Annotated in this window: 17 protein-coding genes; 7 read left to right on the plus strand and 10 right to left on the minus strand. The window is 64.4% G+C overall.

Annotated elements, in window-relative coordinates:
• Positions 1-2: 2 nt before the first annotated feature.
• The 5 genes from BO1_RS10695 to BO1_RS10715 all read right to left on the minus strand — a co-directional run bounded on the left by BO1_RS10695 (position 3) and on the right by BO1_RS10715 (position 5,088).
• Positions 3-1,331: a short-chain fatty acid transporter gene (locus BO1_RS10695; protein ID WP_028217557.1), complete on the minus strand. Its 1,329-nt coding sequence runs from the start codon at positions 1,329-1,331 to the stop codon at positions 3-5.
• A 74-nt stretch (positions 1,332-1,405) separates the two neighbouring features.
• The gene (locus tag BO1_RS10700) at positions 1,406-2,407 is read right to left on the minus strand and encodes a 3-hydroxyacyl-CoA dehydrogenase (RefSeq protein ID WP_028217558.1); all 1,002 of its coding nucleotides are present in this window, start codon (positions 2,405-2,407) and stop codon (positions 1,406-1,408) included.
• Between the two features lie 2 nt (positions 2,408-2,409).
• Complete coding sequence (locus tag BO1_RS10705) at positions 2,410-3,111, minus strand: SDR family oxidoreductase (protein ID WP_028217559.1); 702 nt, start codon at positions 3,109-3,111, stop codon at positions 2,410-2,412.
• Positions 3,112-3,165: 54 nt separating this feature from the next.
• Positions 3,166-4,218 (minus strand): cyclase family protein, encoded by a 1,053-nt coding sequence (locus BO1_RS10710; RefSeq protein ID WP_028217560.1) that lies wholly within the window; start codon positions 4,216-4,218, stop codon positions 3,166-3,168.
• 126 nt (positions 4,219-4,344) lie between these two features.
• Complete coding sequence (locus BO1_RS10715; RefSeq protein WP_028217561.1) at positions 4,345-5,088, minus strand: IclR family transcriptional regulator; 744 nt, start codon at positions 5,086-5,088, stop codon at positions 4,345-4,347.
• Between the two features lie 323 nt (positions 5,089-5,411).
• On the opposite strand from BO1_RS10715, the gene BO1_RS10720 reads away from it, so the two are divergent.
• Entirely contained in the window at positions 5,412-6,734 is a 1,323-nt protein-coding gene (locus BO1_RS10720) for an MFS transporter (RefSeq protein ID WP_028217562.1), read from the plus strand.
• Between the two features lie 22 nt (positions 6,735-6,756).
• Here the strand turns inward: BO1_RS10720 and BO1_RS10725 are convergent, their stop codons facing one another.
• Positions 6,757-7,746 carry a LysR family transcriptional regulator gene (locus BO1_RS10725; protein ID WP_407669930.1) on the minus strand — a complete coding sequence of 330 codons (990 nt, stop codon included), beginning with the start codon at positions 7,744-7,746 and terminating at the stop codon, positions 6,757-6,759.
• Positions 7,747-7,882: 136 nt separating this feature from the next.
• Between BO1_RS10725 and BO1_RS10730 the strand changes: the two genes are divergently transcribed.
• The 3 genes from BO1_RS10730 to BO1_RS10740 all read left to right on the plus strand — a co-directional run bounded on the left by BO1_RS10730 (position 7,883) and on the right by BO1_RS10740 (position 12,989).
• Positions 7,883-10,168 carry an NADP-dependent malic enzyme gene (locus BO1_RS10730; protein ID WP_028217564.1) on the plus strand — a complete coding sequence of 762 codons (2,286 nt, stop codon included), beginning with the start codon at positions 7,883-7,885 and terminating at the stop codon, positions 10,166-10,168.
• Positions 10,169-10,465: 297 nt separating this feature from the next.
• On the plus strand, positions 10,466-11,221 hold the full coding sequence (locus BO1_RS10735) for a class I SAM-dependent methyltransferase (protein WP_281179177.1): 756 nt from the start codon (positions 10,466-10,468) through the stop codon (positions 11,219-11,221).
• 241 nt (positions 11,222-11,462) lie between these two features.
• On the plus strand, positions 11,463-12,989 hold the full coding sequence (locus BO1_RS10740) for a methyl-accepting chemotaxis protein (RefSeq protein WP_028217566.1): 1,527 nt from the start codon (positions 11,463-11,465) through the stop codon (positions 12,987-12,989).
• An 82-nt stretch (positions 12,990-13,071) separates the two neighbouring features.
• On the opposite strand, the gene BO1_RS10745 is transcribed toward BO1_RS10740, so the two are convergent.
• The 3 genes from BO1_RS10745 to BO1_RS10765 form a co-directional block, all read right to left on the minus strand.
• On the minus strand, positions 13,072-13,335 hold the full coding sequence (locus BO1_RS10745) for a hypothetical protein (protein ID WP_028217567.1): 264 nt from the start codon (positions 13,333-13,335) through the stop codon (positions 13,072-13,074).
• A 110-nt stretch (positions 13,336-13,445) separates the two neighbouring features.
• Complete coding sequence (locus BO1_RS58950; protein WP_156992201.1) at positions 13,446-14,465, minus strand: DUF6402 family protein; 1,020 nt, start codon at positions 14,463-14,465, stop codon at positions 13,446-13,448.
• 482 nt (positions 14,466-14,947) lie between these two features.
• Entirely contained in the window at positions 14,948-15,379 is a 432-nt protein-coding gene (locus BO1_RS10765) for a hypothetical protein (protein WP_028217569.1), read from the minus strand.
• A gap of 297 nt (positions 15,380-15,676) precedes the next feature.
• On the opposite strand from BO1_RS10765, the gene BO1_RS10770 reads away from it, so the two are divergent.
• Both BO1_RS10770 and BO1_RS10775 read left to right on the plus strand, forming a co-directional pair.
• The gene (locus tag BO1_RS10770; RefSeq protein ID WP_156992202.1) at positions 15,677-16,048 is read left to right on the plus strand and encodes a hypothetical protein; all 372 of its coding nucleotides are present in this window, start codon (positions 15,677-15,679) and stop codon (positions 16,046-16,048) included.
• A gap of 102 nt (positions 16,049-16,150) precedes the next feature.
• A complete protein-coding gene (locus BO1_RS10775; protein WP_084687872.1) occupies positions 16,151-17,032 on the plus strand; it encodes an alpha/beta hydrolase in 882 nt (293 codons plus the stop codon).
• 15 nt (positions 17,033-17,047) lie between these two features.
• Here BO1_RS10775 and BO1_RS10780 read toward each other — a convergent pair whose 3' ends face one another.
• Complete coding sequence (locus BO1_RS10780; RefSeq protein ID WP_028217572.1) at positions 17,048-17,956, minus strand: LysR family transcriptional regulator; 909 nt, start codon at positions 17,954-17,956, stop codon at positions 17,048-17,050.
• A 97-nt stretch (positions 17,957-18,053) separates the two neighbouring features.
• Here BO1_RS10780 and BO1_RS10785 point away from each other — a divergent pair, with 97 nt between their 5' ends.
• Complete coding sequence (locus BO1_RS10785) at positions 18,054-19,706, plus strand: ATP-dependent acyl-CoA ligase (RefSeq protein WP_043284456.1); 1,653 nt, start codon at positions 18,054-18,056, stop codon at positions 19,704-19,706.
• Positions 19,707-19,725 lie beyond the last annotated feature (19 nt).

The raw sequence follows: 19,725 nt of genomic DNA on the forward strand, positions 1-19,725 counted from the left end.
GGTCAGCCCCAGGCTAGAATCGCCACCGAATAAACGATGCCGATCCAGAACATCATGATGACGGTGTAGCCCATGATGTCCTTGAGCTTGAGCCTCGAGAGCGCGAGCGCCGGCAGGATCCAGAACGGCTGCACGAGATCGTTCCATGCGTTGCCGAGCATCACGGCAACGGAGGTATGGCCCACGGAGGCGCCGATCGTCTTGGCCGCCTCGATCATGAACGGTCCCTGGATGACCCAGTGGCCGCCGCCCGAGGGCGCGAAGAAGTTGATGACGAACGAGCTGATCAAGCCCCAGAACGGCAGCGTGGCGGGTGTGGCCACCTTGACGAAGGCCGCGGAGAACGTTTCGACGAGGCCTGAGGACGCCATGATCGCCATGATGCCCGCATAGAACGGATACTGGAGGATGATGCCGCTGATCGTGCGTATGCCCTCGTTGAGCTTTTCGACGTAGCGAATGGGCGTGCCGAGCAGCAGGATGCCGAGGAACAGGATGAAGAAGTTGATGAGGTTCAGGTCGATCGAGCCGCCCTGGACGAAGTGCAGCGCCACATAGCCCATGCCGATCGCGCCGATCAAATAGCTGAGGAGGCGGCTGTTGTTCAGGCGATGGGCGAGCGTGCCGTGTTCTTCGGTGTCGAGCACGGGCGCGGTGGCCTTGGGCGCGGTTTCGAGCGTGCGATCGATTTCCTTCACCGGCTGGCCGGCCTTCGGATGCAGCCAGGCATTCAGGAGCGGCAGCGTGACGATGGTCACGAGGCTCGTGATGAGCATGGTGGGCGCGAAAATCGTTTCGGAGAGCGGAATGACGCCCATCTGCGCTTCGAGCGGATGACCCTTTGTGGAGATCAGCACCGGAATGCTCGCGGAAAGCCCGAGACCGTAGAGCGTGAAGCCGCTGTACGCCGAAGCGATGATGAGCGGATAGTGCACGCCCTTCACGCGCAGCGCGAGCTTGCGCGCGACGATGCCGCCCACCACGAGGCCGAAGCCCCAGTTCAGCCAGCTGCCGACGCCGCCCACCAGCGTCGCCACGATGATGGCCGTGCGCGGCGAGTTCACCTGCGAGACGAGGCGGTCGAGCAGGCGGTCGGTGAGCGGGGCGGTGGCGAGCACATAGCCCATGGCGAGAATCACGGCCATCTGCGTCGTGAAGGCGAGCAGTGCCCAGAAGCCCTTACCCCAGCTCGTGGTGAGCGCGGTGATGGCCTGGCCTTGCACGACCACGGCCAGCACCATCGTGAGCAACGTGAGGCCGATCGCGAAGACGAAGGGATCGGGCAAGTACCGGCGCATCAGCTCGGTGAAGAAGGCGGTGACTCTTTGCATGGTTCGGTCTCTTTCAAGTCGTAATCGTTCTGGGTCTCGCTCGCGATTGCATCGCGCTCACGCGAGCATGCGGTTCAATCCTCAGTGGCTGGGAGGGTTTGGCGATGTTTCGCGAGACGCATGAGCTGGCGGTCGCGCCATGCCACGCGCGCGTCCCATTGATCGAGCGGCAGCGCCGCGCGCCGCGCGGCCTCTACCTGCGCGACGAGCTCGGGCGTCCACGGATCGTGCTGGCCGCGCTCGGCGCCCATGCGCTCGTAGGACGGCCCCATCTTTTGCGCATGCGAGGCAATGCCGCCGCGCGTATTCAGGTCGACGGTCTCGAACGGGCCGATCACCGACCAGCGCGGCGCGAGCCCCTCTCGCATCACCGTGTCGATGTCGTCGACCGAGGCCACGCCGTCGCGCACGAGGCAATAGGCCTCGCGCAGCACGGCGCCTTGCAGGCGGTTGAAAATGAAGCCGGCGACTTCCTTCTTCACGCGCACGGGCAGCAGGCCCGCTTCGCCATAGAGCGCGATGGCGCGCGTGGCGGCGGCGGGGGACGTGAATGGCGCGGGCACGATCTCGACCACGGGCACGAGATACGGCGGATTGCCCGGATGCGCGACGAGACAGCGCGCATGGCCCGGCAAGGTTTCGTCGACGAATTTCGACGCCGCGAGAAACGACGAGGCGCTCGCGAGAATCGCATGCGCCGGCGCGGCGCGATCGAGCTGCGCGAAGAGCTCGCGCTTGAGCTCGGCACGCTCGGGCGCGCATTCCTGCACGAGATCGGCATCGGCGGCTGCGGCTTCGAGCGTATCGACCACTGCCACGCGCGCGGCGATCAGCGCCGCGCTTTCGTCGATCAGCGCGAAACGCGTGAGATCTTCGAGGCGCGCGGCGATTTCGGCGGGCACTGCCGCGCGCCGCGCGGCATCGGGATCGAACAGGCGCACGCGCCAGCCCGCGCGCGCGAATTGAAGCGCGAACGCCACGCCTATGCTGCCGGCACCGACGATGCCAGCGCGCCTGCTGGCGCGCTCCGGTGTGGCCGGTGCGTCATGCGCTTCGAGTTGGTCGATGGGCGCCATCGTCAGACTCCCGCGACGCCGACCGTCATGCCGCCGCACACATACAGCACCTGGCCCGTGACGAAGCCGCTGCGCGCGTCGAGCAGATACGAGGCCGCGTGCGCGACGTCGTCGGGCGTGCCCACGCGCTTCACGGGCACCGCGTCGATGATGGCCTGGGTGCGCGGCGCGCCGGGCGGGTTGGCGCGGTCGAACAGCTCGGTGCGGATGGGGCCCGGGCCGATGGCGTTCGCGGTCACGCCGAACGCGCCGAGCTCGAGTGCCCAGACGCGCGTCATGCCAATGAGCGCCGCCTTGGTGGCCGAGTAGGCCGTGCGCAGCTCCTTGCCGAGCGCCGCGCGCGACGACATATTGACGATGCGCCCGAAGCCCGCGGCCTTCATGCCCGGCAGCAGCGCCTGCATGCACTGCTGCGCGCAGCGCACGTTCAGCGCCCACGCGCGTTCGAGCTCTTCGAGCGTCTGGTGCTCGGCGTCGGCGGGCAACACGATGCCCACGTTGTTGATGAGGCGTGTGATCGGACCGCCTGCGAGCGCATGCTCGAGCGCGGCCGCCGTGGCCTCGGTGTCGGAGAGATCGGCGATGATGCCGTCGCCCACGCGGTCGATCACGACCGCTTCGTAGCCGTCTGCTTCGCAGCGGGTGGCACACGCGGCGCCAATGCCGGCGGCGCCGCCGGTGATCAATACACGTTCTTTAGCCATGTCGGGAATGCCGGTCGAGGATGTGCTCGAAAAGAAAAGGAATGCTGACTGAATTCAAACGGTGGCGACCGGCGTGACGGGCGAACCCATCGCGCCCGGCAGCCGCAGCGGCGGCGCGGTGAGCATGAAACGCGAACGCTGGTGCGCGCGCAGCCAGGCGGCGAGATCGCGCAAAAACCAGAGCTCGCCAAGCGGCAGGCCCAGTTTGAAGAGGCAGTGGTGGTGCAGCGGCAGGAGCGGGTGCTCGCCCGCCGTAGCGGGCTTGCGCGCCGGATAGCGCTCGACGGCGTAGTTGTCGGCGGCGAGCGCGGCAATGCCCGAGTCGGTGATCCATTGCAGCAGGCGTTCGTCGCGGCCGTCTAGCGCGCTGCAATGGCTCGCGAGCACGGACTCGTCGGGCTGGCGGTTCATCTCCAGCACCATTTCGGCGAAGCCGGTGCGCAGCACGAGCATGTCGCCGCGCTCGACTTCGATGTTGTCCGCCTGCATCACGCGCATGAGGTCATCGTAGCCGACCGTGCGGCATTCGCGCCCGAAATGCGCGGCCAGATCGATCAGCACGCCACGGCCCTGCATGCCCTTCACCGCGAGATGCTCGATGCCGAGCACATCGGCATGGCTGTGCTCGCCGCCGCAGGCGTGCGGCGCGAAGCCGTCTTCCGCGCGGTATTCCATCGGGCCGACGATGTCCTGGTTCGCGCGGTAGCCGTTGTAGTAGACGCTTTCGGCCACGCCGTCACCGTTGGCGTCGAAGCGCGCGCCCACGTGCGCGAGCGAATCCCATTGCGTCGAATATTGCAGCGAAAGCAGCACCTGGTCGTCGCTCACGACATCGGTGGCATCCGGCGTATTGCGCGCGAACGGGAAGTTCACGTACGGCAGGCCGTCGCGGAACGTGGGGCGCAACACGGGCGGATGGCGGCGCACGTTGAGCTTGCTCTCGCCGGGAAAGTCGAGCGGCAGCGAAAGCGTGAACGTGAGCCCCGCGCGAATTTCGCGCGCGCCCTTGAGCACCTGGTCCGCGCCGATGAGGTTCGGGCGGCCCAACTGATCGTCAGGGCCGAAGTCGCCCCAGTTCGAGCCTTCCGGCCGGTTTTTCCAACGCATGCTCCGTTCCTCCACATCTTTGCCAGGCGGTGGGCAAAGTCGCGAGCCGTGCAGCCCAGACGCACTTGCGCAACCCTTGCCGTGCCGATTTGCGCCGTCACCTGCACAGGCGCTGCATGCGCGCCCTCAGGCGGCGAGCAGCGACGGCGGGATTTGCGCGAACACTTCGAGCAGCGCCTTCACGGCGTGCGGCTCGTTTTTCAGCAGGCGCGCCTTGGGCGCGCCGATGACGAGCGCGAAGGCCTCGCCATGAATCAGAAAACCGCGCGCGAGGCCGGCCACGTCTTCGACGCTTTCGCCCGTCGAGCGGTGCCAGCCGTCCAGCACGCCCTGCTCGATCTCGCGCTCGAACGTGGCGCGGTCCACGAACGAGCCGCCCGGTGCGACCGTCAACGGCTCGCAGCTATCGAGCAGCTTGCGCCGCGGCGCGGGCGCTAGCGCGCCGAGCAGCGCCTTGCCGGCCGCGCTCGTGACGGACATGAAGCCGCCCGGCTCGTCGCTGTAGCGGATCTTCTGGCGCGACTCCAGCACGTCCAGATAGACGACGCGGTTGCCCGCAAGCGTGGCCAGCGCCGCCGTCTCGCCGGTCGTGTCGCGCAGCGCGGCAAGCAGCGGCTGGAACATCAGCGTCAGCGGGTCCTCGCTGCAGATGTCGCGCGCGACATGCAACAGGCGCTGCGTGGGGTAATAGCCAGCCTTCACGCCCGGTGCGTAGAGGTAGCCCTTGGCCACCATCGTCTGCAACAGCGCGTGGCAGCTCGACAGGGGAATCTCGGTTCGACGCGCAATCTCGCTGTAGATCATCGGTTGCCGGACTTCGGCAAAGAGGTTGATCACGTCGAAGACGCGCACTGCAGTTTTCACATCCATGAGAGCATTATCAGCATATCGATAATATTCTGACAACACGCTTACGGGTAAACACCTAAAGCGCGCGTACAGCCGCCCAGACTGAGTCTGGAGCGAATTCGGGTTATCCCTTGGTTGACGGTATAAAGCGAGCGCTCCATAGTCCGCACCTCCCGACAGTTGTTCGGAAAATGAAAGCTTGTTCGTAAGGTGAACAGTACTGACCCCGCTTGCGACGCGCGCCGGATCGGCATGTTTCGCATCGGAAAAGCGGCCGGCCCGGCGTGTTTCGCATGAGAAACCTCGGAAACATCGCGGCCGGCATCGATTTCTGGAGACGCAACTTGGCAGCTTCCTCTCTCGACACCCAGCATCGCCAGGCCCGCAAGGCCGGCATCGCCTCGTTCGTCGGCACGACGATCGAGTGGTATGACTTCTACGCGTACAGCACGGCGGCGGCGCTCGTGCTCGGCAAGCTGTTTTTCCCCACGAGCTCGCCCGTGGTCGGCACGCTCGCGGCGTTCGCGTCGTTCTGGGTGGGCTTTCTCGCGCGCCCGATCGGCGGCATCGTATTCGGCCACCTGGGCGACAAGATGGGCCGCAAGAAGACGCTCATCATCACGCTCATGCTGATGGGCTTCTGCACCACGGCCATGGGGTTCTTGCCCACTTACGCCGAGGCGGGTGTGATCGCGCCGGTGCTGCTCATCGTGCTGCGCCTGATGCAGGGCATTGCGATGGGCGGAGAGTGGGGCGGCGCGGTGGTGCTCTCGTCGGAGCATGCGCCCAAAGGCAAGGAGATTCTCTATTCGGCCTTCGCGCAACAGGGCTCGCCCGCCGGCAATCTGCTCTCGACCGTGGCGTTTCTCCTCGTCTCGATGCTGCCCGATCACCAGTTCATGACGTGGGGCTGGCGCGTGCCGTTCCTGATGTCGGCGCTGCTCGTGGTGGTGGGCCTGTTCATCCGCGCGAGCGTGGACGAGTCGCCGGCCATGAAGGAGCTGCAGGCGAAGAACAAGGTCGTGAAGCTGCCGATCGGCGAAGTGCTGCGTCATCACAAGGCGCTCGTGGCGATGGGCGTGGGCGCCTGCGTGATCGCGCTTTCGGCTACTTACTTCAAGACCACGTTCGCGCTTTCATGGGCCGTGACCTCGATCGGCTTCGACCGCACGCAATTCCTGAGCGTGATCACGTTCGCGATCGTCGTGCAACTGATCGTGCAGCCGTTCGGCGCGGTGCTGGCCACCAGGCTCGATCTCAAGAAGGCCATCATTTATATGCTCGCGCCCGAGATCGTGGCGCTGCCGATCATGTTCTGGATGATCAGCACGGGCTCGACGAAGCTCGCGATGTTCGGCATGGCGCTCGCCTCGATTCCGCATTCGCTCTATTACGCGGCCATGGCTGGCATGCTCGCGAAGGCTTTTCCGGCGCAGGTGCGCTATACGGGTATCTCGCTCGCGTACCAGATCTGCGGCATGGTGTTCGCGGGCACGACACCGATTCTCGGCCAGTTCCTGTTGAGCGCCACGGGCAGCATTGTTTCGGTGGTGGCGCTGGGCGTCGTGCACGTGATCATCACGATGGTGTGCGCGCTGATGCTGGTCTCGCGCATGCGTAGCGATGAGCTTGCGCGCGAGCAGAGTGGGGTGGCGCAGCGGGTTTGATAACCGGAGCGCAAGGCGCGCCTCACCGCCGCGCCGCCTCCGCCTCCTGATAAAGCTCGCGCAGCGCCTGCCCGAACACGGTATCCACCTCGCGCTGCACGCCCGCGCGCGTGAAGAGCGCAATGGGCGGCAGCGTCCAGTCGAAGGTGTAAGGCACGATCGCCACGCCGGCGATGTGCACGAGCTCTTCGGCAATATCGGCGGGCACGATCGACACCGCGTTTTCGTTCGCCGCGATCATCTCGCCGATCAGGCGCGACGTATAGCTCTCCATGATGGGCACGGGCGGCGCCGAACCCGCATGCAGGAAGAGGTCGGAGATCTGCTCGCGGATCGGCGTGTTCGGCGCGCCCAGGATCCAGTCGAGCTCCGCGAGCTTCTGCCAGTTCGCCTTGCTGCGCCCGAGCCGCGCGGCAAGGCGCCGGCTCGCGATCAAGCGCGGCGTCTGCTGATACAGCACGTCGAACTTCAACTGCGCGACGTCGACAGTGGACGAGGCGCGTCCGATCACGAGGTCGAGCGTGTGGTCGCGCAGGCGCGGCAGCAGCGCGTCGCTCGTGCCTTCGTGGATCGTCATGGTCACGCGCTGCGGCAGGCGCGACTGCGCGAGCCGGATGGCCGCGGCCAGCGTGCGCCCCGAAATGAACGGAATCACGCCCACGTGCAGCCGCGTGGCGTGGCCGGCGTGCACCGCCTCGATATCGCGCGCGAGATGGTCGAGATCGTGCAGCATGGCCTGCGCGCGCGCCAGCACGACGTTGCCGAGCGCCGTGGGGGTCATGCCGCGCGGCGAGCGGTCGAACAGCGGCGCGCCGAACATGCTCTCCATCTCGGCCAGCGCATTGGTCACGGCGGGCTGGCTGGTGGCCATGTGCTCGGCCACCCGCGTGAGCGAGCCGTGCTGGCGGATCTGCAGGAGCAGCACCAGATGGCGCATTTTCAGGCGCGTGTTCAGGCGCCTCGTTACTTCGTCGGTACTGAATGACACGATCCGCAAGCCCCCCGGGGGCATCAGGAAAACATAATGGCCCCATACTAAATCAAAATAGGGTCGTTATGACGGCTCTCTAGAATCGCTCTCACTCGAACCATTCGAACACCACCGGAGCGCCGCCAGCGCGCCCGGCATCCTATCTGGAGTGAGGAACATGAACAAGACCGAGCGTCAGGCCGCCCTCGAATATCACGAATTCCCCACGCCGGGCAAGATCTCGGTCACGGCCAGCAAGCCGCTCGTCACCCAGCGCGACCTTGCGCTTGCCTACACGCCGGGCGTGGCCGTGGCCTGCGAGGAGATCGTCACCGATCCGCAGAACTCGTTCCGCTACACGGCGCGCGGCAATCTGGTGGGCGTGATCACGAACGGCTCGGCCGTGCTCGGTCTCGGCAATATCGGTGCGCTGGCTTCCAAGCCGGTCATGGAAGGCAAGGCGGTGCTGTTCAAGAAGTTCGCGGGCATCGACGTGTTCGACATCGAAGTCACCGAAAGCGACCCCGACAAGCTCGTGGACATCATCGCGAGCCTCGAAGCCACGTTCGGCGGCATCAATCTGGAAGACATCAAGGCGCCCGACTGCTTCACGGTCGAGCGCAAGCTGCGCGAGCGCATGAAGATTCCGGTCTTCCACGACGATCAGCACGGCACCGCCATCACCGTTTCGGCCGCGTTCCTGAACGGCCTGAAAGTGGTGGGCAAGGATATTTCGAAGGTCAAGGTCGTGACCTCGGGCGCGGGCGCCGCGGCACTCGCGTGTCTGGACCTGATGGTGGACCTGGGTCTGCCGCTCAAGAACATCTGGGTGACGGACCTCGACGGCGTGGTCTACCAGGGCCGCACGACGCTGATGGATCCGGACAAGGAACGCTTCGCGCAGGACACGTCCGCGCGCTCGCTGTCCGAAGTGATCGAAGGCGCCGACGTGTTCCTCGGTCTTTCGGCCGGCGGCGTCCTCAAGCCGGAAATGGTCAAGAAGATGGCGGACAAGCCGTTCATTCTCGCGCTCGCCAACCCCACGCCGGAAATCTTCCCCGAGGTCGCGCTCGAAGCGCGCCCGGACGCGGTGCTCGCCACGGGCCGCTCGGACTTCCCGAACCAGGTCAACAACGTCCTGTGCTTCCCGTACATCTTCCGCGGCGCACTCGATGTGGGCGCAACGACAATCACGCGCAACATGGAAATCGCGGCGGTGCACGCCATCGCGAAGCTCGCCGAAGAAGAGCTCAATGACTCGGTGGCGGCCGCCTACGGCGCCTACGATCTGCGCTTTGGCCCGAAGTATCTGATTCCGAAGCCGTTCGACTCGCGCCTCATCGTGCGCATTGCGCCGGCGGTGGCGAAGGCCGCCATGGAAGACGGCGTGGCGACGCGTCCGATCGACGACTTCGCCGCCTACACGAACGAGCTGCAGCAGTTCGTCTATCACTCGGGCGCGTTCATGAAGCCGATCTTCGCGGCGGCCCGCCAGTTCGTGCGTGACGGCGCCAAGGCGCGCATCGTGTTCGCGGAAGGCGAGGAAGAGCGCGTGCTGCGCGCGGTGCAGGTGATCGTCGACGAGAAGCTCGCGCGTCCGATCCTGATCGGCCGCCCCGAAGTGCTGCTGGCGCGCATCGAGAAGTTCGGCCTGCGCCTGAAGCTCGGCGAAGACGTCGAAGTCACGAATCCTGAGTACGACGAACGTTTCCACCAGTACTGGACCACGTATTGGGAGCTGCGTTGCCGCGACGGCATCTCGAAGGAGATGGCGCGTGTGGAAATGCGCCGCCGCCTCACGCTGATCGGCGCGATGATGGTGCGCCTGGGCGACGCGGACGGCATGATCTGCGGCACGGTGGGCGCGTATCACGACCATCTGCGCTTCGTCGACGAAGTGATCGGCAAGCGCCGCGGCGCGAACACCTATGCGGCGATGAACATCCTGCTGCTCGACAAGCGCACGGTCGCCATCGTGGACACGCACGTCAACGACAACCCGAACGCCGAGCAGATCGCCGAGTTCACGCTCGCGGCGGCGCGCCAGATGGAATGGCTCAATCTCGCGCCGAAGGTCGCGCTGCTCTCGCGCTCGAACTTCGGTTCGGGCAGCTCGGCCTCGGGCACGAAGATGCGCGAAGTGCTCAAGCTCGTCACGGAGCAGAACCCGGATCTGGAGATCGACGGCGAGATGCACGGCGATTGCGCGCTCGACGAAGCCCTGCGCCTGCGCATCCTCCCGCATTCGAAGCTCAAGGGCGCGGCGAACCTGCTGGTGTGCCCGAACGTGGACTCGGGGAACATTGCCTATAACCTGCTCAAGACCGGCGCGGGCAGCAATGTGGCGGTGGGGCCGTTCCTGCTCGGCGTGAATGCGCCGGTGAACGTGCTCACCTCGAGCTCGACGGTGCGACGCATCATCAACATGACGGCGTTGACGGTGCTGCAGGCCAATCGCGACTGATTGAGCCCGGCGCGCAAGAAGTTCGCGCGCGAACGATGAAGAAGGCGGCGGCCCGCGAGGGCGCCGCCTTTTTTGCATCGTCGATGCATGGTCGCCTGGCTGCGAGCGTGACCTCCTGCTATGGATTGCACGAAGTGGGTGCCACAATGTCTATACATATAGGGCGTGTTCGCCAGACAACCGCCTGACGCCAGGGCTTGCGCATGGCGAGCCATTCATCACCCGCAAAGGAGCGCTGCCATGAATTCGAACAAGGCACTTTGGGAGAAGGGCGATTTCACGCATATCGCCCGGACCATGAGGGAGAGCGGTGAAGCGCTCGTGAACCGGCTCGGCATCACCAAGGGGTTGCGCGTGCTCGATCTCGGCTGCGGCGACGGCACCACGGCCATCCCCGCGGCGGATCTGGGGGCCGAGGTTCTGGGCGTCGATATCTCGGGCCCGTTGGTGGCGGCGGGCAACAAGCGCGCAATGCAGCTGGGGCTCGCCAACTGCCGGTTTCAGGAGGGCGATGCGTGCGACCTGCGCGAACTGAACGACGGCAGTTTCGATCTCGTCGTCAGCATATTTGGTGCGATGTTTGCCCCCAGGCCATTCGACGTAGCGAAGGAAATGGTGCGCGTGACGCGGCCCGGTGGCCGGATCGTGATGGGCAACTGGATTCCCGACGACCCGACATGCGTCGCGCAGCTGCTCAATATCTGCTCGGCGTACATGCCGCCGCCGCCCGAGGGATTCATCAGTCCAATGACGTGGGGCATCGAGAGCAACGTGACCGAGCGATTCGTTGCAGCGGGATGCAAGGCCGAGAATATTGCCTGTTCCAGAGAGACCTGGGTTTTCGATTATTCCGGCACGCCGGCGCAGTACGTTTCTGAATTCAGGAAGTTCTATGCGCCGACGATCAATGCGTTTGAAGCTGCCGGGAGCGCGGGTCGATCCGCTGAGCTGCAAAAGGAACTGGAAACACTGTTCAACAGCGCGAATACCAGTTCGCGTGCGGGCAGAACGTCCATTTCCGCAACCTTTTTGCTCGTGACCGTCGCGCTTTGAGTTTGGCGGGCGCGTCCGCAAGCGTTTTCATTCGGTATACGAAATTATTTGAAGGACCCGTCAATGCCGGGTCCTTTTTATTGGCGATGCCGTATTTATTGCGGATTTCGGCGCGTTTTTTTGTCTGATGAACGTGTGGCTGGCAACAGTGTTCTTGCTGCCCTTCAGTTTCGCGCGCGTATGCCGATAGCATTTGCGTGGCGCCCGGCGCGTCACGCAAGGCAACCGCAAGGAAATGAAGATGAAGTTGACCCTGAAGATTCCGCTCGCATTCGCGGCGGCGCTCCTGTTGATGTTCGCGGGGGCGCTCTACGGAATCTATTCACTGAATCAGTCGCTGAACGTGTACGGCACCACGGTACAAAACAGCGTCGCCAACGAGCGCGCGGTGACGGCGATGCTGGTCGCCTTCAAGGTGCAGGTGCAGGAGTGGAAGGACACGTTGCTGCGAGGCAAGGATCCCGCGCTGCTCGAAAAGCACTGGTCCGCCTTCGAGGCGCGTGAGCGTGAAGTGGACGCGCTCGCCACGCAGTTAACGACGAGTCTGCCCGAAGGCGAAAGCCGCGATCTGGTCGAGCGCTTTGCCGCCGCCCATACGACGATGGGGCAAGGCTATCGCACGGGGCTCGCGGCCTTCAAGGCGGCGGGCTTCGATCCTGCTGCGGGCGATCATGCGGTGGCGGGCGTCGATCGCGCGCCCGCTGCGTTGCTCGACGAAGCCGCGGGCCGGATTGCGGCGCAAAGCGCCCGCGTTTCGGCCGACGCGGCGAACGAGGCGCGCCACGCGACGGCGATCAGCGCCGTGCTGATGGTGGCGGCCTTGATCGTCTCCATGACGGGCAGCTGGCTCTTTAGCCGTAGCGTGACGCGGCCGCTTGCGCGCGCGCTCGACTGCACGCGTGCGGTGGCGAAAGGCGATCTCGCCTTCGAGGTGCAGACTGGCGGCCGCGACGAAACCGCGATGCTGCTCGCCGCGCTCAAGAGCATGCAGCGCAGCCTCGCGGGCGTGGTGAGCAAGGTGCGCGGCCATGCGGAGGGCGTGGCCTCGGCGAGCGGTGAGATCGCGGCGGGCAATCACGGGCTTGCCTCACGCACGGAGGAGCAGGCCGCCTCGCTCGAAGAAACGGCGGCGAGCATGGAGGAACTCACGGCCACCGTGCGCCAGAACGCGCAGAACGCGAAACAGGCGGCGTTGCTGGCCGGCGATGCGGCGAATACGGCCGCGCGCGGCAAGCAGCTGATGTCGGAGGTGGTCGACACCATGAGCGGGATTGCGTCGAGTTCGGGCCAGATCGTCGAGATCATCGCCGTGATCGACGGCATTGCGTTTCAGACCAACATTCTCGCGCTGAACGCCGCGGTCGAGGCCGCGCGCGCGGGCGAGGAGGGACGCGGCTTCGCCGTGGTGGCCGCGGAAGTGCGCTCGCTCGCGCAGCGCAGCGGTGCGGCGGCCAAGGAGATCAAGGCGCTCATCGAGGCCTCGGCGCAGCGCATCGACGCGGGCTCGGCGCTCGTGAACGATGCGGGCAACGTGATCGGGGACATGGTGGGCGCGGTCGAGCGCGTGACGGCGATCGTCGGCGAGATTGCGACGGCTTCGCAGGAGCAGAGCACCGGCATCGAGCAGGTGAACATGGCGGTCACGCAGATGGACGAGGTCACGCAACATAATGCGGCGCTCGTTGAGGAGGCTTCGGCGGCGGCGCATGCGCTTGCCGAGCAGGCGGTTGAATTGCGCGAGGCGGTGGGGGTGTTCAGGCTCGCGTGAGGCGCGAGCCGATCGAGTGCGATGTGGCGCGATGCGGGCTCGAGCGCAGCATGGGCTTGAGGTGCTGAATATGGCGGCGCGCTTAGGGAATCTTCGCGCGCAAGCGGTCGAGCAGTGAAGGGGGAATGTCGATGAGCCCCGAATCCCCGCCACCGTCAAACAATACGGCGTGGTCATCGGGCATGAAGTCCGGTACTCCGCCGTCCATCGAATCGAACGTCGTTTCGGCAATGAGATTACCGGTGCGGGCTTCGTACAGCCTGCCGACGAAGAAGACTACGTTTCCGCTGACGCTAGTGATGCACGCCTGCGCACGGTATAGACCATTGTGCGATGTGGTGTCCATGCATTCGCCAGCCTTCGCGCGCCTTCGTGCTTCACAGCCGTAATCGATTAACACGAGGGCAATCGCGCATGAAAGGACGATGACACCAAAGCGTCGAAATTTTCTCATTTTTATAACCTGACCTTGATGGACGGGGAAATCTTAACGATTTGGAAATCGGAATACAGGATCATGTCGCCACCCGCATTGTGTGCGTCTTGCCAACGCCGGAAGTCGCTATTGTGTACGGGCCAGTAAGTGCGTCCATACGGGCCCTCGGGTTGAATGATGTATTTGCTCCAACTGCCAAAGTTTGCCCACTGAGAAACATAGCCCTCGGGTACCAGGCAAATCCCATCTCGATTCCAATGACCCAAATATTGTGAGCCGCTTTCTTTTTCGTCGTCAAAAAATGAATAGGGATTTTTGACGTATAGCGCAACGTGCGTCACCTCGGCTACTCTGCCGCTTCCGATAATCGACGGACGAATATGAATTTTGGCGGCTGCTGCATACATGGCGAAGCCGCCCAGTGCTCCCGCCAGATCATCAGGTTTTCCATAGTTGAGCATGGCCCGAAAGAAAACGGATGCCTTTTCTAACGCCGACGTATCTATCTGAACGCGCTGAAACTGAAATTTCGTATGCAGTTCGTCCATGTTTCCATTCGTTTCGACCAGGGGGGCGATATGTTCTCTATCCTTGAATTTACCTAATTTCTTCGCCAATAATGCAAGAGCTGTATTCGTTGTCAGATAGAAATGGCTTTGCAGTACGTCGAAGCGCGCCTTTACTCGCGAATGAGACAATACCCAATCAAGACGAATCGTGCTCTGGTCAATTCGATGGGCCGGATATTGATGCGAGCCATCCTGACTAAGGCCATACGTCTTCTCGAATGAACTCATCGCCTGATTCTTGGGTGAACAATGGAACCATTTGTTCAGAAGCGCGGCTGACGTGTGCCAACCCATCTTCGCCATCGCACCGGGAATATCTGTGACTTCGAACCGGTCCTGCGCTGACAGGCGCCGTGCGGGTGCTGAAACCTCGGGGCAAGGATTCTCACCTTCGATGTAGCATATATTTCCCGTACGTTTGCGCCATTCCCCGCCATCTGGAACATACACGGATAATTCTTGTGCGCTCATAATATTCCCTTCAAGTAAAAGAATAATACGAGCATATTCAGGGGCTCCAGGCCTTAATCATCGTCAAGGAAGCCGGTTTTCGAATTGACTGATTTGACTCGCACAATCCTTCAGTGAAGGGAAACGTGGAGTGACACGGCGGCGAAGGAGATCAAGGCGCTCATTGAGCCTTCGGCACTGCGCATCGACGCGGGCTCGGCCCTCGTGAACGATACGGGCAACGTGATCGGGAAATGGTGGACACGGTCGAGCGCGTGAGTGCGCTCGTTGAGGAGGCCTCCACGGCGGTACATGCCACTGCGGAGCAGTCCGTCGAATCGCGCGAAGCGGTGGGAGTGTTCAGGCTCGCGTGAGGCGCGAGCCATCGATTGCGATGTGAGCTCGATCACAACGCGGGCCAGACCGCGACGCGGGCTTAAGTCCAACCTGGACTCAAGCCCGAAGAGCGTTCAAGCCCGACAGGATTCAATCCCGTTGCGGGCTTAATCCCAATGGCGACGCTTGCTGTGATGATGGTAGCCGTGGTGATACTCGTCGGCATACGAATTCGAGCGCGAGATGTGGCCGCCGAGTGCCGCGCCTGCGCCGCCACCGAGTGCCGCGCCCACGAGGCCGCCGCTGCGGCCGCCCATGGCGTTGCCCGCTGCCGTGCCCGCGCCGCCGCCCAGTGCGCCGCCGATGATGGCGCCCGTGCGTTCCCGACGGTTCGAGGTGACCGCGCCGCCTGCGCCGCCACCCACTGCGCCGCCGATCACGGAGCCCGTGCGGCCGCCAACGGCGCCGCCAATCGCCGCGCCGGCTACGCCGCCGAGCGCGCCGCCCAGCGCATTGTTCATGTCGCCAGCCGTGGCGGGCAATGAAACCGCAGCGGCCAGTGCCGCAATCGCAACCATCGGGATGTATTTCTTCGACATGGAAAAACCCACTTGTTTTTGAGACGGTGCCGAGTATAGCGGCCGGTCTGAAAGGCTTCTGTAACGAAGCGGGTCCCACGGGGTAAGAGGTGTAACAAAATGATCCCAAACATTCGCAACGCGGCGACAGGCCGTTACGTGGATCGAAACAATCGGCGGCGGAGGTAAGCCGGCGTTGGCCTGCGTTGAAATCGCAGGCAGCCATCCGATCTCCCTCCTACACCTCCCAGGAAAATTCCCACGTGTGCTAACCTGTATAAACATACAGTGTTTTGGTGCGGCAAATGGGACGCAATCATGGGACGGAATCATCGTCATTCTCCGCCGCTCACGGCCGCGGAACTCGCCGAGATCTACGACCGGCACCCGCTGCCAGTCGTCGTCCGGCTGCTCTGGGAGATCCATCGTTTGCGCTCGACCATCCTGCGCGCGAATCAGATCCGCCTGACGATCGGCACGCGCGTGGGGCGGGCGAACACGCCCGCAGGCATGTGGGAGCGTTTCGAGCAGGAGCTCGAAGCCGAGCCTTGCCTGACCGACCCGCTCACGCCCCGGCAACAGGGGTTGTTGCATCCGGGCGAGCCGCAAGGGCGGCTCAAGCGGCGTGCGCGCAATGGCGATGCGGGCGTCACGGCTTACGAAGATGATTCAGCCGATGACCGCGCGTGAAGCTAGCCGTAGGGTTCGTCGAAATTTGGTTGTAAGTAGCCGTTGCTAGAGTCGTCGCAGACGTCATGCCTTCCGTGGCAGTCCGAACCAGAGCGACCACCCATGCATACAGCCCTTGCGATTCGGCCCCTCAAGTCTTTGGCGCTCTTTCTGGCCTCGCTCTTTGCGCTGTGCCTGAGCGCCCCGAGCTGGGCGTTTCAGACGAAAATCGTCTCGATTCCCAGCGCGGCGATGCACCGTGCGTTCGACGCCACCGTGGTGCTGCCCGACGACTACGCGCGCGGCAGCGGGACAGCGCGCTATCCGGTGATCTACGTGCTGCACGGCTCGGGCGGCAGCTACGCGGACTGGACCTCGAACACGCGCATCGGCAAGCTGGCGGACCGCTATCACGTGATGCTCGTGATGCCCGACGGCGGCCACGAGAGCTGGTATATCGACAGCCCGTTCGATTCCTCGAGCCAATACGAAACCTATGTGGGCACCGAAGTGGTGTCGTATATCGACGCGCATTTCCGCACCCTGGCCTCGCGCGAGACGCGCGCGATCACGGGCCTGAGCATGGGTGGCTTTGGGGCGCTGCGCATCGCGCTCGATCGTCCGGAGGCGTTCGGCGCGGCCGGCAGCATCAGCGGCGCGGTCGATCCGCGCAACTGCGAGGACGAGCCCGGCATCGACCGCGTGTTCGGCAATCCCGCGCGCCATGCCGACTTCTGGACGCGTAACGCGATCGTGGAGGGCGCGGGCAGCTTCGAGCATGCGCATATTGCGCTCACGATCGACTGTGGCGTGGACGACTCTTTCGTGCAGTCGAACCGCGTGCTGCACGACAGGCTCATTGCGCTGGGCGTGCCGCACGACTATGCGGAGCGCCCCGGCGGGCATACGTGGTCGTACTGGTCGAATGCCATCCGCTATCAGGTATTGTTCTTCGCCACCTCATTCCGGCAAAGCGGCTGGCATCCGAACGCACAGCCGGCCTGATGGCGCGCTCGCGCCTCACACGTGGCGCAACGTCTCGATCGTCAGCTCGCGAAACCAGCGGTTGCCTTCGTCGTTGTCGAAGATCTCGTGCCAGTGCACGGTGACTTCCACACTCGGCATCTCCACCGGCAGTTCGTAGATGGCGAATTGATCGTGCTCGTTGAAGAAGTGCGCGACGCGGCGCGGCAAGGTCACCATCCAGTCGGTGCGCCGCAGAATTTGCGGCACGACCGAAAAATGCGGCACGCGCAGGGCGATCTTGCGGTCGAGCCCGGCCGCGCGCAATGAGTCGTTGATGGTGCGGTGGCTGCTCTCGCTCGATACCACCATGATGTGCTGCATATCCAGAAAGCGCTCGCGCGACATGCGCCGCGCGGGCAGCCCCGCGCGCCGGCGTGTCATGCACACATACGGCTCGTCGAAGAGCAGGGCGCTATGTGTGTGCGGCTTGAGCGCCGGCAGATTGCCGATGGCGAGATCGAGCTGGCCAAGACGTAGTTGCTCGGTCACCTCGGCCACGGGTGTCTGGCGCGCTTCGAGCTTCACGTGCGGCGCCACGCGCTGGAGCATTTCGCACAGCGGCGGCAGGAAGAACTGCTCGCCCGCGTCGGTCATCGAAAGATGGAATTCGCGCGCGCTCGTGGCCGGGTCGAACGGTTCGCCGTGGCGCAGCGCCTCGCGTATCGACGCAATCGCGCGCCCGAGCGGCAGCGCGAGTTGCTGCGCCGTGGGTGTGGGCAGCATGCCATCAGGAGAGCGAACGAAAAGCGGGTCGTCGAACATGACGCGCAGCCGCCCTAGCGCATAGCTGATGGCCGGCTGCGACAGGCCCAGGCGCTGGCCCGCGCGCGTGAGACTGCGTTCTTCGAGGATCGCCTGAAACACGCGCACGAGGTTCAGATCGGCTTCGTTGAAATCAGCCATGTTTATGATGTTGATAATATTGATGAATTTGACAGATATCTTAGCCCAAACCTAGACTGGATTCATCGATTTCGAGGGAATTCGAGGAGACCGGTTTATGGGCTGCATGGACTTGGGCGCCGCACTCGCCGCCGAGATGGCGCAGACGGCATCGCTGACGTTGCCGGCCTTGCTGGCGGCGCGTGCGCAACGTGACGGCGAGGCTGCGCTGTTTTCGGATCGCAGGACCTGCTGGAGCGGCGCGCAGGCGCTCGAGATCGCGGCGCGCCGCGCCGGCGCGCTGGCGGCGCACGGTATCCGGCGCGGCGACCGGGTCGCGCTGCTGTGCACGAACCGCAGCGAGTTCATGGAGATCGTGCTGGGCTGTGGCTGGCTGGGCGCCGTGGTCGTGCCCATCAACACCGCTTCGCGCGGCATGCAACTCGAGCATATCCTGCGCAATTCGGGCGCGCGCCTCATCGTGGCCGAAACGCATCTCGTGGGCGCGGTGCACGCCATCGACGCGCAGGCGCATGCGCTCGAATCGATCTGGCTGATCGAGAGCGGCGAGCCTGGCGAGAGCGCCGAAGCGCGCGAAAGCAGCCGCGCTCCGGCGGCGCGCAGCATGACGGTGCAGCCCTTGCCGCCGCTCGGCGAGCCGCTCGCGGCGCAGTCCATCGGCGACGGCGACGCGCTCGCCATTCTCTATACCTCGGGCACCTCGGGCCTCTCGAAAGGCGTGATTTGCCCGCACGCCCAGTTGTACTGGTGGGCCCGCCTCACGGCGGCGCATCTCGGCATAGTGGCCGGCGATGTGCTCTACACGTGCCTGCCGCTCTTTCATACGAATGCGCTCAACGCGTTCTTCCAGGCGCTCGTTGCCGATGCGCAACTGGTCGCCGACCGGCGTTTCTCGGCGAGCGGCTTCTTCGCCTCGCTCATCGAGACGCGCGCCACGGTGACTTACGTGCTTGGCGCGATGGTGCCGATTCTGCTGGGCCGCCCGGCGTCCGCCCGGGAGCGCGAGCACCGCGTGCGCATCGCGCTGGCGCCAGGCGTGCCGGGGCACTTCCAGCAGGAATTCACTGAACGCTGCGGTATCGCGCTGCTCGACGGTTACGGTTCGACCGAGACGAACTTCGTCCTCGGCGGCGGCATCGCCGATCAACGCGCGGGCTACATGGGCAAGCTCGTGCCGGGTTTCGACGCGCGCGTGGTGGACGAGAACGACCGCGAAGTGCCGGACGGCGAGGCGGGCGAGCTGATCCTGCGCGCCGGCACGCCATTTGCCTTCGCGAGCGGATATTTCGGCATGCCGGAGAAGACCGTGGAGGCGTGGCGCAATCTCTGGTTCCATACGGGTGACCGCGTGGTGCGCGAGGCGAACGGCTACTATCGATTCGTCGACCGGCTCAAGGATGCGATCCGGCGCCGCGGAGAAAATATTTCGTCATACGAAGTAGAGCAGGTGCTGTTGAGTCATCCGGCGGTCGAGACGGCTGCGGTGTACGCGGTCAAGTCGGAGTTCGCGGAGGACGAGGTGATGGCCGCGCTCGTGCTGCGTGCGGGTGAAACGCTGGACGCGCTCGAACTGATCCGCTATTGCGAGCCGCGTCTGCCGTATTTCGCCGTGCCGCGTTATCTCGACTTCGTGGCCGAGCTGCCGCGCACGGAAAACGGCAAGATCCAGAAGTACAAGCTGCGCGAGGCCGGCATTACCGCCACGGCATGGGACCTCGAAGCGTCGGGCTACCGGCTCAGGCGAGCCTGAGCGCAGCGCGCGAACGCAA

It is taken from the genome of Paraburkholderia oxyphila NBRC 105797, from assembly GCF_000685075.1.
In the GTDB taxonomy this organism is placed as follows: domain Bacteria; phylum Pseudomonadota; class Gammaproteobacteria; order Burkholderiales; family Burkholderiaceae; genus Paraburkholderia; species Paraburkholderia oxyphila.